Source organism: Micromonospora nigra (assembly GCF_900091585.1).
Classification (GTDB): domain Bacteria; phylum Actinomycetota; class Actinomycetes; order Mycobacteriales; family Micromonosporaceae; genus Micromonospora; species Micromonospora nigra.
The window spans coordinates 606,810-621,422 of record NZ_FMHT01000003.1; the positions used below are offsets into that span (position 1 = coordinate 606,810).

The 14,613-nt window shown below is 72.2% G+C and carries 3 protein-coding genes; all 3 read right to left on the minus strand.

Features of this window, described 5'->3' with window-relative positions:
• The 3 genes from GA0070616_RS02440 to GA0070616_RS02450 are packed head-to-tail and all read right to left on the minus strand — an operon-like array spanning position 1 to position 14,563.
• Positions 1-1,185: an acyl-CoA dehydrogenase family protein gene (locus GA0070616_RS02440; protein ID WP_091075549.1), complete on the minus strand. Its 1,185-nt coding sequence runs from the start codon at positions 1,183-1,185 to the stop codon at positions 1-3.
• Positions 1,182-8,735, minus strand: coding sequence for a hybrid non-ribosomal peptide synthetase/type I polyketide synthase (locus tag GA0070616_RS02445; RefSeq protein ID WP_091075553.1), 7,554 nt, complete (start codon positions 8,733-8,735; stop codon positions 1,182-1,184). Before GA0070616_RS02445 ends, GA0070616_RS02440 begins: the two co-directional genes overlap by 4 nt.
• On the minus strand, positions 8,732-14,563 hold the full coding sequence (locus GA0070616_RS02450; protein WP_091075556.1) for a non-ribosomal peptide synthetase: 5,832 nt from the start codon (positions 14,561-14,563) through the stop codon (positions 8,732-8,734). The genes GA0070616_RS02445 and GA0070616_RS02450 overlap by 4 nt, the downstream gene beginning before the upstream one ends.
• Positions 14,564-14,613 lie beyond the last annotated feature (50 nt).

Below are 14,613 nucleotides of genomic sequence, written 5' to 3' on the forward strand. Positions count from 1 at the left end.
TCAGCCCTCCAGCGGGGCGGCCCCGCGCCCGTGGGTGGCGGCGATCGTACGGAACTGCATGTTCGAGGTCCCCTCGTAGATCTTGCCGACCTTGGCGTCCCGGTAGAACTTCTCCACCCCGTGTTCGGGGACGAAGCCGTTGGCGCCGAGTGTCTCCACCGCCAACGCGGCGGCCCGCTCGGCGACCTCGGAGGCGACGTACTTGGCCATCGCGGTGGCGCGCAGCCGCTCACCGGGGTCGCCACCGTGCTGGAGCAGCCGGGCGGTGTCGTAGAGCAGCGCGCGGGCGGCGGCGAGTTCCGCGGCGACCCGGGCCAACGGGAACGCCACCCCCTGGAACCCGGCGATCGGCTGGCCGAACTGCTCGCGGCGGGCCGCGTACCCGGTCGCCGCGTCGAGGACGCCCTGGGCGAGCCCGACCAGTTGGGCGGCGATGCCCACCTTGCCGACGTTGAGGGTGTCCACGGCCAGCAGTTCGCCCGCGCCGGGACGGCCGAGCACGTCGCGCCGGCCGACGCGCACCCCCTCGAAGGTGACGTCACAGGTGGAGCTGGCCCTGATGCCCATCTTGTCGATCGGCTCGCCGACGGTCAGCCCCGGGCTGTCCCGATCAACCAGGAACGCGGTCAGGCCCACGTCGGCGAGCCGGGCGAAGACCACGAGGACACCCGCCTCGGCGGCGCTGCTGATCCACCGTTTCGCGCCGTCGAGGACGTAGCCGCTTCCGTCGGCGCGGGCCACCGTGCGGCTGGCGAAGGCGTCGCTGCCGGCCTGCGGCTCGCTGATCGCGTACGCGCCGACCGTGCCGTTGGCGAGCCGGGGCAGCAGCCGCCGACGGGCGTCGCCGTCCCCGTGCCGCAGCAGGGCGCTGGCGACCAGCGCGTTCTGCACGTCCACCAGGACGGCGACGGACGGGTCGACCCGGGCGATCTCCTCGATGGTGAGGACCACCGCGAAGAGGTCCCGCCCCGAGCCGCCGTACACCTCGGGGATCTCCACCCCCATCAGCCCGGCGGCGAAGAGGTCCTCGGTCAGCTCCGGGTCGATCCGGGCTGCGGTGTCCATCGCCCGCACTCGGGGGGCGATCGCCTCGGCGGCGAACGCGCGGACCTTCTCCCGCCACGCCTGGTCGGCCGGAGGCAGCCAGGTCAGCGGCTGCGGGACGGCGGGGTCGACGCTGCTCATGCGGCCCCCTCGGGCTCGTCGCTGCCGGTGGTCGGGGTGGTGGTGCGGCGGGCGGCCACCGCGCCGAGGAAGGCGGCGAGGTCGTCGCGGCCCAGCCCGGCGAGCGGGAAGTCGCTCGGGCTGACCGTGCCCGCGCCGGGTCGGGCACTGGCCTCGACGAGCCGGTCCAGCGCGGCCGGCACCGCCTCGGCCAGGGTGTCCAGGGTGTCGGTGGCGGTGGTGTGCCGAGCGGAGAACTCGACCACCAGGTCACCGGCGGCGAGGTGGCTGGTGACGGTGAGCCGGTGGTCGCCGCCGTCGCTCGCCGCCGGCCCGTCGGCGGCCTCCCCGGCCGCCCCCGGTGCCCCGTCGAGGTCACCGAGGTGCCGCAGGAGCACCGGGGCCGGCCCGGCCGGCGGCACCGGGGTCCGGACCGTCGCCCGGTAGCGTTCCTTGACCACCCCGACCAGGTCCGGGAGGTCGTCGGGGGCCTGCTCCACGGTCAGCCGGGCGAGGCTCGCGTACGGCCCGACCGCGCCGGTGACGTCCAGGTCGGCGACCCCGTCGGCGCGCAGGTCGACCTCGACGTCCAGGTCGGACCGGGAGACCCCGGTGGCGCGCAGTGCCTCGACGAACGCCACCGCGACCACCTCGTCGGCGGTGAGCCGGTGCGTCCGGGAGGCGGCGGCGAGCAGCGCACCGGCCCGTTCGGCGGGCACCCGCACCACCCGCCGGTACGCGGGTGCGTCCGCCGCGACCGGGCCGAGGTCGGGCCCGCCGGCCGGCTCCGTGCTGGTGCCGGCGTCGACCGTACCGGCGGGCGGGGTCGCGGTGGCGAGCCGCTCCGCCCAGCGGGCCAGCAGCGCCGGAGGGGCCGCCAGGGCCACCTCGTCGCCGGTCGCCGCCTGGGTGAGGGCGTGCCGCAGGTCGGCGTAGAGGATCGGCCAGGAGCGGGCGTCCACGGCCAACTCGGCGACGAGCCAGACCAGTCGTCGGCCGGCGCCCAGGTCGAAGAGGGCGGCCCGGGTGAGCAGCCCGTCGACCGGGTCGAGTTCGGTACGGATGTCGGCGACCATCTGGTCCCTCGCCGCGGCCCGCCGCTGCTCCGGGAGCGGGGCGAGGTCGATGAGGGGCACGTACGGTTCGTCCTCGACGCCGACCTCCTGTCGCCAGCCGTCGTCGGTGCGGAGCAGCCGGAGCCGCAGCGCCGGATGGGCGGCGAGCAGCGCGGCGAGGACCCGACCGGCCGCGTCGGAGTCGAAGCCCTCGGGCACCGGCAGGTCGACCACCCGGACCCGTAGCGGAGTGGCCGGCCCGTCGGCACCGACCAGGTTGCGCTGGTACGGGGTGAGCGGGAAGCTGCGGTCCCCGGCGGGCCGGCCGGTGGCCCCGGTACGGGCGTCGGCGACCGCCGCCAGCTCGGCGATGACCTGGTGGGCGAAGAGGTCGGCGGGGCTGAGTTCGATGCCTTCGGCGGCGGCTCGGCCGACGATCTGGATACCGGTGATGGAGTCGCCGCCGATGGCGAAGAAGTTGTCGAAGGGGCCGACGTCCGGCTGGTCGAGCACTTCGCCGATGAGCCGGGCCAGCAGCCGCGCCGTCTCGGTGGCCTCGCCGGTCGGGGCCGGTCCGGCTGCCAGCCGGGCCGGGTCGGGCAGTGCCGCCCGGTCGACCTTGCCGTTCGCCGAGAGCGGCAGCTTCTCCAGGGCCACCAGGGCGGTCGGCACCATGTACGCCGGCAGCGCGGCGGCGGCGTCGGCGCGGACCGCCTCGACGAGGGCCTCCCGATCGGCGGCCGGGTCGGCGGGGACCAGGTAGGCGACGAGTCGGCGGTGGTGGCGGTCGCCGAGTGCGGTGGCCACCGCGGCGGCCACTCCCGGAGCACGCCCCAACGCCGCCTCGATCTCACCCAACTCGATCCGATAACCACCGATCTTGACCTGGAAGTCCTCCCGACCCAGGAACTCGATACACCCCTCCGGCCGCCAACGCCCCAGATCACCCGTCCGATAAAGCCGCTCACCACTGACCGGATGGGTCACGAACCGGGCCGCGGTCCTCTCCTCGTCCCGCCAGTACCCATCAGCCAACCCGTCACCACCGATGAACAACTCCCCGGTCACCCAGACCGGACACTCCTGCCACCGATCGTTCAACACGTGGAAACTCTGGTTACGCAACGCCCGACCATACGGAACCGACTCCCAGGCCGGATCAACCTCACCGATCTCATGGAAGATCGACCAGATCGACGCCTCCGTCGCACCACCAAGACTCACCGGCAGACACCCCGGCGCCAACCGGCGCAACTGACCAGGCAGATCCACCGGAATCCAGTCACCGGACATCAGGAACAACCGCACCGAGCCGAGCACACCCACCCGACCACTACCAGCAACATGATCAGCGAGCATCTGCGCCAACGCCGGCACCGAGTTCCAGACAGTCACCCCATGCCGCGCCACCAGATCCACCCAATGCCCAGGATCACGATTACTACCGTGACGAGGCAGGACCAACCGACCCCCCGCACCGAGCAACCCGAACACGTCGTACACCGACAGATCGAAACTCAGCGAAGAAAGCCCCAACACGGCATCGTCCGGACCGACCGACCACCGATCATTAACATCATCAATGGTGTTACAAGCCGCCCGATGCCGAATCATCACCCCCTTCGGCATCCCCGTCGACCCCGACGTGAAGATCACATACGCCAGATCATCCGGCCCCGCCACCGGCTCCGGATCCACCAACTCCGGCGGCACCACCGACAGATCCACCACCACCTCGGCCACCCCGTCCGGCCAACCACGCCGAGGCCCGTCAACCCGCGCCAACACCACCCGACAACCACCGAAAGCAACCAGATGATCCTGCCGCTCCTCCGGCAGATCCGGATCCACCGGCAGATACGCCCCACCCGCCAACAACACACCCAACGCGGCAACAACCTGCGCAGCGGACTTGTCCACCGCCACCGCCACCAACTCGTTCGGACCCACCCCGAGATCACGCAGACGATGAGCGACAACACGAGCATGCCGATACAACTCGCCGTAACTGACCACGCCGTCAACCGACACCACCGCCGGACGCCCCGGATCCCGCCGCACCCAACCCAACAACGGAGCATGCAACAACCCGTCAGCCCGCCGACCAGCAGTCTCGTTCGCCGCCGCCACCAACTCACGCTGAGCGACCGGCCGTAGGTCGCCCGGGTCGGTCCGCCAGGCGTCGTCGTGCTCGGCGAGCGCGGTGGTGAGCCGGGAGAACGCGTCGAAGACTGCGTCGAGAACCCCGTCGGGGAAGAGCTGCCGGACCCCGTGCCAGCTCATCCGGACCCCGTCGGCGGTCTCCAGCAACGCGAAGTCCAGCCACACCTGCGGGGTCTGGGCGACCTCGTGGACCATGTCGCCGAGCCAGCCGAACCAGGTCTCGTCGCCCGGTTCGTTCTCCTGCACGACGGTGCTGGTGAAGACGACCGGCATCACCGCGCCGGCCGCGCCGCCCCGGGCCCGGGCCATCTCGCGGAGCACCTCGACACCGCTGACGTACCGGTGTTCCAGGTCGGCCCAGCTCTGCTCCTGCAGGTGCCGGGCCAGCTCCGCCACGCTGCCGGCGGCGGTCAGATCCACCGGGAGCAGGTCGAACGAGGCGAACTCGCCGACCAGGTCACCGACGTGCGGGTGTACCGGCAGCCGGTTGGTGACGGTGACGTTGACGGTGAACCGGCCCGACCGGCACCAGGTACCGAGGGCGTAGGCGTAGACGGCGAGCAGCACCGACGACGCGGTGAGCCCGTACCCGCCGGCCCGGTCGAGGATGCGCTGCCAGGTGGCCCGGTCCAGGGCCAGGTCGAAGGAGACCGGCTCGGGGCGGGTGATCGCCGCCGGGGCGGTGGCCAGCGGCAGGTCCGGCCGGGGCGGCAGCTCGGCGATCCGCTCCCGCCAGTACGCGAGCGACCGTTGGTGCAGCGGCGTGCCGCGCAGCTTCTCGGTGGCCAGCACGTAGTCCCGGTAGGTGACGTCCAACGGGGCGAGGCCACCGATCTCCTGGTGGATGCGGCGCCAGTCGCGGGAGATCAGCCGGATGCTGCCGATGTCGGCGATCATCAGGTCGAAGCCGAGGTGCAGTCGGGTCCGCCCGCCGGGCAGCAGAGTGGCGCGGACGTCCCAGAGCGGCCAGACGTCGACCGGGCGCATCTGGTGCGCCAGGAACTCCCGCAGTTCGGCGAGGTGCGCCTCGACCTCGTCGGCGGGACGGTCCCGCAGGTCGGTGGCCTCGATGGCGTACGGACCGGGATCGGCGAGGATGCGCTGCCGGCCGTCGTCGCCGACGACCGCCCGGAGCATGGGGTGCCGGCGGATCACCTCCTGCCAGCTCGCGGTGAGCGCGGCGAGGTCGACCTCACCGGTCTCCACCTCCCAGTAGACGTGCGCGGCGACGTTGCCGCCCTCGACGCTGCCGAGCCGGCCGAGCCACTGCGCCTGCTGGATCTCGGCGAGCGGGAACGGCTCGTACAGGTCGTCCGGGGCGGGCACGGCCGGCGGCAGGCCGGGCTCCGGCTCGTCGCCGTCGGGGTCGTCGCGGCGGCCGGCGGCGACCAGGGTGGCCACCCCGGCGACGGTCGGCGCGGCGAGCATCTCGCGCAGGGTGATCCGGGTGCCGAAGGCCTCGTTGACCCGGGCCACCACGCGGGTGGCGAGCAGGGAGTGCCCGCCGAGCTCGACGAAGTTGTCCTCCACACCGACGGGGGCCACACCGAGCAGGTCCTGCCAGATCCCGGCGACGAGCCGCTCCCGGTCGTCGCGGGGGGCGACGTAGGGGGTCTGCACGTTGGGACGCTGGTCCAGGTTCGGACCACCCCGGTCGGTGGCCGACTCGCCGCCCTCCTGCCGGGCGGCCAGGTCCAGCGGGGCGGCGACGGTGCCGTCCGGTTCGATCCAGTAGCGCCGCCGCTGGAACGGGTAGCCGGGCAGGGAGACCCGCCGGCCCGTACCGCCGCCGTGCACCGCGTCGAGGTCGACGGCGACACCGGCCGCCCAGAGTCGCCCGGCGATCCGGGCCGCGTGGTGCGGGTCGGTGACCTCGCCGGGGGCCGGGTGGGTGGCCAGCACGGTCGCCTCCCGGGTGACCTGCCGGGCCAGGGTGCCGAGGGTGTGACCGGGGCCGACCTCCAGCAGCACGGCGTCCGCCCCGGCGACCCGGGCGACCGCGTCGCCGAAGCGGACGGTGTCGCGGACGTGCCCCACCCAGTAGGCGGGGTCGGTGGCCTCCGCCTCGGTGATCCAGTCACCGGTGCGGTTGGCGAGGTACGGCACGGCTGGCGGGCTGAGGCGGAGCCCGGCCAGTTCGGCGGCGAACGGCTCCAGCATCGGCTCCATCATGGCCGAGTGGAAGGCGTGCGAGGTGTGCAGCCGCCGGCTGGTCACACCCTGTTCCGCCAGGGCACGCCCCAGGGCCTCGACCTCCTCCGTGGGGCCGGAGACCACACAGAGGTCGGGGCCGTTCGCGGCAGCCAGGCTCAACGTCGGGGTGAGGTGGGCGCGGACGGCGCCCTCGGCCAGTGGGACGGAGAGCATCGCGCCGGGTGGCAGGGCGCGCATCAACCGGCCCCGGGCGGCGACCAGCCGGGCCGCGTCGGCGCGGTCGAGCACGCCGGCCAGGCAGGCGGCGGTGATCTCACCGACGCTGTGTCCGATCATCGCGTCCGGGGTGACTCCCCAGCTACGCAGGAGCGCGGCGGTGGCGTACCCGACGGCGAAGAGGGCGGGCTGGGCGAGATCGGTGGACTCCAGGCGGCGGGCAGTCTCCTGCGGGTCGCCCCCGTCGTCGTGCAGCACGGTGCGCAGGTCCAGGCCCAGGTGCGGGCGGAGGTCCTCGACGACGGCGTCCAACGCCTCCCGGTACGCCGGCTCGGTGGCGTAGAGCTGCGCGCCCATGCCCGGGTACTGGCTGCCCTGGCCGGGAAGGAGGAAGACCATGCGGGGCCGGTCGACGGCGCTGCCGGTGAGCGCGCGGGCCGGGTCGGTGAGCGCGGCGGCAGCCTCGGTGGGGTCGGCGGCCACGACCACCCGGCGGTGGCGTTCGGCGGTCCGTCCCGCCCGCAGCGTCCAGGCCACGTCGGCAAGCGACGGCGCGTCGGTTGCGGTGAGGGCACGGGCGAGGCGTTCCCCCGCGTCGTCGAGGGCGGCCGGGGTACGCGCCGACAGGGTGATGACCTGGGTGGCGCGGGCCGGCGCGGGCGCCGGTGGGCGTTGCGCCGCCTCTTCCAGGACGACGTGGGCGTTGGTGCCGCCCATGCCGAACGAGCTGACCCCGATCCGACGGGGCGCGTCGGAGACGGACCACTCGCGCAACTCGGTCACCACCGACAAGGGCGAGGAGTCGAAGTCGATCTCGGGGTTGGGCTTGTCGTAGTTCAGGCTGGGCACCAGTTCGCGGTGCCGGAGCTGGAGCACCGCCTTGATCAGGCCGGTGACCCCGGCGGCGGTGTCGAGGTGCCCGACGTTGGACTTCACCGACGCCAGGGCGATCTGCCCACGTCGCCGGGCCCGGGAGGCGAAGACCCGGTTGAGGGCGGTGACCTCGATCGGATCGCCGAGCAGGGTGCCGGTGCCGTGCCCCTCGATCGCGGTGACGGTGGCCGGGTCGATCCCGGACACACCGAGGGCGGTGGCGATGGCGCGGGCCTGACCGTCCACCCCGGGAGCGGTGTAGCCGACCTTGGCCGCGCCGTCGTTGGTGACCGCACTGCCCCGGATCACCGCCTCGACGTGGTCACCGTCGGCGAGCGCGTCCTCGAGCCGCTTGAGGACGACCACCCCCACTCCGCTGCCGAACATGGTGCCGGTGGCGTCGGCGTCGTACGGCCGGCAGTGCCCGTCCCGGGAGAAGATCAGTCCCTCCTCCCAGAGATAGCCGGTGGGCTGTGGCAGCCGGACCGCCGCTCCCCCGGCCAGGGCGATGTCACACTCCCCCTCGAGCAGGGACTGGGTCGCGACGTGCACCGCCACCAGGGAGGAGGAGCAGGCGGTCTGCACCGCCACCGCCGGCCCGCCCAGGCCCAGCTTGAAGCTGACCCGGCTGGGCAGGTAGTCCTTGTCGTTGGTGACCAGCAGGTCCAGCGTCTCCGAGATGGTCGACATGACCCGGCCGGCGAGGATGTTGCCGATCAGGTACGTCGACAGGGAGCTGGAGGCGTAGACGCCCACGGAGGCGTCGATCGAACCGGGTGGGTAGCCGGCGTCCTCCAGGGCGTGCCACGCAGCTTCGAGGAAGAGCCGCTGTTGCGGGTCGATCAACGCGGCCTCGCGCGCGTTGTAGCCGAAGAACGTCGCGTCGAACAGGTCGATGCCGTCCAGCACCGAGGCGGCCCGTACGTAGCGGGGGTCGGCGAGGGTCTCCTGGGGGATACCGGCGGCGCGCAGCACCTCCTCGTCCCAGAAGGTGATGGACTCGACGCCCTGGCGCAGGTTACGCCAGAAGGCGGCGATGTCCGGGGCACCGGGGAAACGGCCCGACATGCCGATGACGGCGATGTCGCCGGTGGAGTCCGCCGACGTCATGAGGAGGCCTCCTCGGAAATGGACCGACCGCGTCGCCGGTCCCGGCGACGGCCGGCCCGGGCGAAGGCCTCGTCGACCGTGTCGTCGGTGTCACCGCCGTCCAGTCGGGCCGCGAGTAGTCGGATCGTGGGATGTTCGAACATGTGCATCAGGGGGAACGCGGTGCCGAGCGCGTCACGGAGCGCCCGGTAGACCCGGACGATGATCACCGAGTCGGCGCCGAGGTCGAAGAAGCGGTCGTCGAGCCCGATCCGTTCGACCCCGAGAACCTGCTGGAACGCCTCGGCGATGGCCTGTTCCACGGCCCGGGTCGGTGGCGCGTAGGGCTGGGCTGCGACCGAGGTGGCGTGGGCGTCCGCCTCCCGGATCAGCCGTTCCACCCCCGCCCGGTCGACCTTGCCCTGAGCTGTCAGCGGCAGCCGGTCGACGACGGTCAGCGTCGCCGGCACCATGTAGGCGGGCAGGACCCGCCGCAGGTGGGCGCGGACCCCGTCGGTGAGTGGCACGCCCCGGGGGCCGGCCTCCGGCGGCGCCGGGTGGTGCACACCACCGATCAGGCTGTGCAGCAGCACGTCGTCGTCGCCCAGGTCCAGCACGTCCCGCACCGTCGACTCGTCGCGGAGCACGCCGACCTGGCAGAGGCCGAGGTCGTGGTCGGGTGCCGTCTCCTCCAGCAGCTGGCTCATCTGACCGGCCTCCAGGAGGCTGAAGTGCAGCGCGCGGTCGCCGTAGAGCGGCGCGACGGCACTCATCCGGCCAACCAGGAAGACCTGGAACGCGCTGCCGTCGAAGGTGGACTGGTTGGTGGAGACGTGCAGGTCGCGGCCGAGGTGCGCGTCGGGGCGTACCGGCACGAGGCGGTGGGCCACCGGGTCGTGGTAGTAGCTGCCGCCGGGCAGCCCGTCGACCCGGCCGGGGCGGACCTGCACGTACGTCTGCACGGGGTAGAGCGAGCCCGCGGAGGCGTACCGGTACTTGGGCAGGGTGTCCCCGTCACGGCCGCGCAGGCACTCGAGCAGCCCACCGAGGGACGCCATCGGCACCGCCTCGTCGGCGAAGGTGCGGCGGCTGCTCCGGCGTGCCCACCGCTGCTTCCCCTCGGTCTCGTCGAGGGTGGTCGGCAACACCACGGCAGGGCTGGTGAGATCGTCGCGGAGCGATTTGCGGGCCAGGGTGAACTCGGCCCGGCGGACCGGGTCGGTCTCGACGTCGCCGAGCACCTTCTTCTCGTCGGGGTCCACGTCGACCGGTGAGGTCGCCGACGGGGTGGTGCGGGCGTCCGTCGCCTCCGGCACGACGCAGGCGACGAGTCGGCGGTGGTGGCGGTCGCCGAGTGCGGTGGCCACCGCGGCGGCCACTCCCGGAGCACGCCCCAACGCCGCCTCGATCTCACCCAACTCGATCCGATAACCACCGATCTTGACCTGGAAGTCCTCCCGACCCAGGAACTCGATACACCCCTCCGGCCGCCAACGCCCCAGATCACCCGTCCGATAAAGCCGCTCACCACTGACCGGATGGGTCACGAACCGGGCCGCGGTCCTCTCCTCGTCCCGCCAGTACCCATCAGCCAACCCGTCACCACCGATGAACAACTCCCCGGTCACCCAGACCGGACACTCCTGCCACCGATCGTTCAACACGTGGAAACTCTGGTTACGCAACGCCCGACCATACGGAACCGACTCCCAGGCCGGATCAACCTCACCGATCTCATGGAAGATCGACCAGATCGACGCCTCCGTCGCACCACCAAGACTCACCGGCAGACACCCCGGCGCCAACCGGCGCAACTGACCAGGCAGATCCACCGGAATCCAGTCACCGGACATCAGGAACAACCGCACCGAGCCGAGCACACCCACCCGACCACTACCAGCAACATGATCAGCGAGCATCTGCGCCAACGCCGGCACCGAGTTCCAGACAGTCACCCCATGCCGCGCCACCAGATCCACCCAATGCCCAGGATCACGATTACTACCGTGACGAGGCAGGACCAACCGACCCCCCGCACCGAGCAACCCGAACACGTCGTACACCGACAGATCGAAACTCAGCGAAGAAAGCCCCAACACGGCATCGTCCGGACCGACCGACCACCGATCATTAACATCATCAATGGTGTTACAAGCCGCCCGATGCCGAATCATCACCCCCTTCGGCATCCCCGTCGACCCCGACGTGAAGATCACATACGCCAGATCATCCGGCCCCGCCACCGGCTCCGGATCCACCAACTCCGGCGGCACCACCGACAGATCCACCACCACCTCGGCCACCCCGTCCGGCCAACCACGCCGAGGCCCGTCAACCCGCGCCAACACCACCCGACAACCACCGAAAGCAACCAGATGATCCTGCCGCTCCTCCGGCAGATCCGGATCCACCGGCAGATACGCCCCACCCGCCAACAACACACCCAACGCGGCAACAACCTGCGCAGCGGACTTGTCCACCGCCACCGCCACCAACTCGTTCGGACCCACCCCGAGATCACGCAGACGATGAGCGACAACACGAGCATGCCGATACAACTCGCCGTAACTGACCACGCCGTCAACCGACACCACCGCCGGACGCCCCGGATCCCGCCGCACCCAACCCAACAACGGAGCATGCAACAACCCGTCAGCCCGCCGACCAGCAGTCTCGTTCGCCGCCGCCACCAACTCACGCTGAGCGACCGGGAGGACCTCCGCCCCACCGGTGCCCCAGGCGGTGTCACCGTCGGCCAGGTCGGTGAGCAGGGCGCAGTACGCGTCGAACATCTCGTCCATGACGCCGGGCGGGAAGAGTCCCTCGACCACGTCCCAGTTGAAGGCAAGAGCGCCCTGGTCCTCGTAGACCTGGTGGTCGAAGTTGACCTGCGGGGTCTGCGAGACGACGTAACTCATCTCGCCCAGCCACGCCGCGCCGAGCGCACCCTGCGCGCCCTCCTGGTCACGTCCCTGCTCACGGGCGCTGGCGAAGACCACCGGAGCGAACGTGCCGGGGCGCACCCCCCGCTGCCGGCTGATCTCCCGGAGCACCTCCACTCCGGAGAAGTAGCGGTGCTCCAGGTCCTGCCAGAGCTGACGCTGGATCCGTTCGGCGAGCCCGGCCAGCCCGTCGCGGGGGGCGACGTCGACCTCCAGCAGCGTCACCGTGGTGAAGTCACCGATCACCGAGTCGATGTCGGGGTGCAGCGGCAGCCGGTTGAACAGCGGCACGTTGAGCACGAACCGGCTGGTCCGGCTCCACCTCCCGAGCACCTCGGCGAAGGCCGCCAACTGGACCACGGTGGGGGTGACGCCCCGCCGGGTCGCCCGGTCGCGCAGCCGCGCCCACCGGGCGGCGTCCAGGACGTACGCCCGACGGTGCCGGCTGTGGCTCCCCGCGCCGCTGAGCACGGGCAACTCCGGTCCGGCGGGCAGCTCGGGGATGCGGGCCAGCCAGTAGTCGCGGGACTTCGCGTAGGCGGCGGAGGTGGGCACCTGGTCCAGGGCGAGGACGTAGTCGCGGAAGGAGACCGCCGGGGGACGCGGGTGGGTCCCCGGGTCCCGGTAGAAGTCCCCCCACTCCAGGAAGAAGAGCCGGACACTGGCCACGTCGGCGATGAGCAGGTCGAGGCTGACGTGCACCCGGGTGATGCCGTCCGGCAGCCGGGTCGCCCGCACCTCGAACATCGGCCAGTGTCCCGCCGGCAGGATCTGGTGGCTGAGTTCCTCCCGGACCTTGACCAGGTGGCCGTCGCGCTCCGAGGCGTCCATGGTGGCGACGTCGGTGACCGGCACGGTCAGCGGCCCGATCTCCTCCGGCGGGAGGATCCGCTGGGTGCCGTCGGGTTCGATGACCGCCCGCAGCATCTCCTGGTGGGCGACGAGCCGGTTGAGCGCGGCGGTGAGCCGGTCGACGTCGAGTGCGACCGCGTCCAGTTCGAGGTAGATGTGGACGGAGGCGTCACCGAGTTCGTAGCCGCTGCTGCGACCGACGAAGTAGGCGTACTGCTGTTCGGTGAGGGGGAACGGTTCGTGCCGGTGTGCCGGGTCGTCGACGAGCGGACGCCACGTGACGACCTCCGGGTCGCGGGGCGCGGGAAGCTGCCCGGTGGCGCGGGCCACCAGGTCGTCCACCGAGCCGCGCATGAACTCCACCAGCGGCAGCGGCACGCCGAGATCGCGTTCCAGGTCACGACGCAGCTCGATCGCACGCAGCGACTCCAGGCCGAGGCCGGCCAGAGGCACGTCGGTGCCGACCCGGTCGGCGGTGGTGCCGAGCAGCGCGGCGAGCCGTCGGCGCACCTCGGCGGTGAGCACCGGCGCCCGCAGCGCCTCGTCCAGGGCGAGCAGCATGTCCCGCACCGGCGCGGGTGCCGGCGCTGAAGCGGCCGGGGCGGCGGGACGTCCGGCGCGGGCCAGCGGGCGGAGTTCCCCGGCGACGTAGCGGTCCCGGCAGGCACCGCGCTGCACCTTGCCGCTCACGGTCTTGGCGACCCCGTCCGGGCCGACCAGGAGCACCTCGTGCGCTTCGACCTCGTGCTCGCCGGTGACCGCCGCGCGCAGGCGTCGGGCGAGCTCGTCGAGGTCCACCCCGTCGGTCTCGGCGATGGACTGGACCACGACCAGGCGCTCCTCGTCGTCCTGGTCGATCGCGAAGGCCGCCGCGGGGGCACCCTTGAGCGCGGGATGGACCCGCTCGCAGGTCATCTCGACGTCCTGCGGGTAGAGGTTCCGTCCCCGGATGATGATCATTTCTTTGAGGCGGCCGCAGAGGACCAGCTCGTCGCGGTGGCGGAAGCCCAGGTCGCCCGTGCGCAGGAACGGGCCCGTCCCGTCGGCCAGCCGCGCCCCGAAGGTCTCCTCGGTCAGCTCCGGTCGCCGCCAGTAGCCCTGGCAGACCACCGGCCCACGGATCCACAACTCGCCGACGCGGTCGTCGTCAACGACCGTACGGCGCTGCGGGTCGACCACCACGATCTCGCAGTGCGGCCCGGCGGGACCCACCCCGACCAGGGTCAGACTGCGGTCGTCGGCGTCGGCCGGGACGACCCGCCCCTGTTCGAGTTCGGCGGCGTCGACCCGGAGCACCAACGGCTCCGGGTCGCAGTGGCGGCCGGTGAGGAAGAGCATCGCCTCGGTCATCCCGAAACCGGGGCCCATCGTCTCGGGCCGGAACCCGTACGGGCCGAACTCCTCGGCGAAGCGGGCGATGGTGTTCGCCCGGACCCGTTCGGCGGCGTTGAAGGTGGTGTGCCAGCCGGAGAGATCCAGCCCCGCCCGACGGGACCGGGGGATCTGCTCCAGGCAACGTTCGAAGGCGAAGTTCGGGGCGCAGCCGAAGACCGGCCCAGGAGTCTCGGTGATGGCGCGCAGCCAGCGCAGCGGGTCGGCGACGAAGTCCTCCGGGGTGAGGAAGACCGCGTGCCCGCCGAGGTACTGCGCCAGGAGCAGATGGCCGCCGATCCCCAGCGCGTGGTAGGGCGAGATCCAGCTCACCACGTTCGCGCCCGCCGGCAACCCGGCCAGGGAGACCGTCTGGGCGATCTCGTGCAGCAGGTTGCGGTGGGTGACCATCACGCCCTTGGGCGCACCGGTCGATCCGGAGGTGTACTGGAGCAGCGCCAGGTCGTCCCCGCTGATCTCCGGCGGCTTCCAGTCGGCGGCGGCGGACTCGTCGATCCGGTCCACGGCGAACCACGGCACGTCCGCGCCGAGTCGCTCGCGCAGGTCGGTGAGGCGGTCGAGGAGGTCGGCGGTGGTGACCACGGCAGCGACCTCGGCGTTGCCGGCGATCTGCACGGCGCGTTCGGTGCGCGGGTCACCGGGGCCGTCCACGGGGGCGGGCAACCCACCGCCACCATGCCGGCGTAGAGGCTTCCGGTCAGCCCGACCAGGAA

What these genes read in the sequence shown, in the direction of transcription:
- GA0070616_RS02440 (WP_091075549.1), bottom strand. Translation starts at nt 1,185, where the DNA reads ATGAGCAGCGTCGACCCCGCCGTCCCGCAGCCGCTGACCTGGCTGCCT.
- GA0070616_RS02445 (WP_091075553.1), bottom strand. Translation starts at nt 8,735, where the DNA reads ATGACGTCGGCGGACTCCACCGGCGACATCGCCGTCATCGGCATGTCG.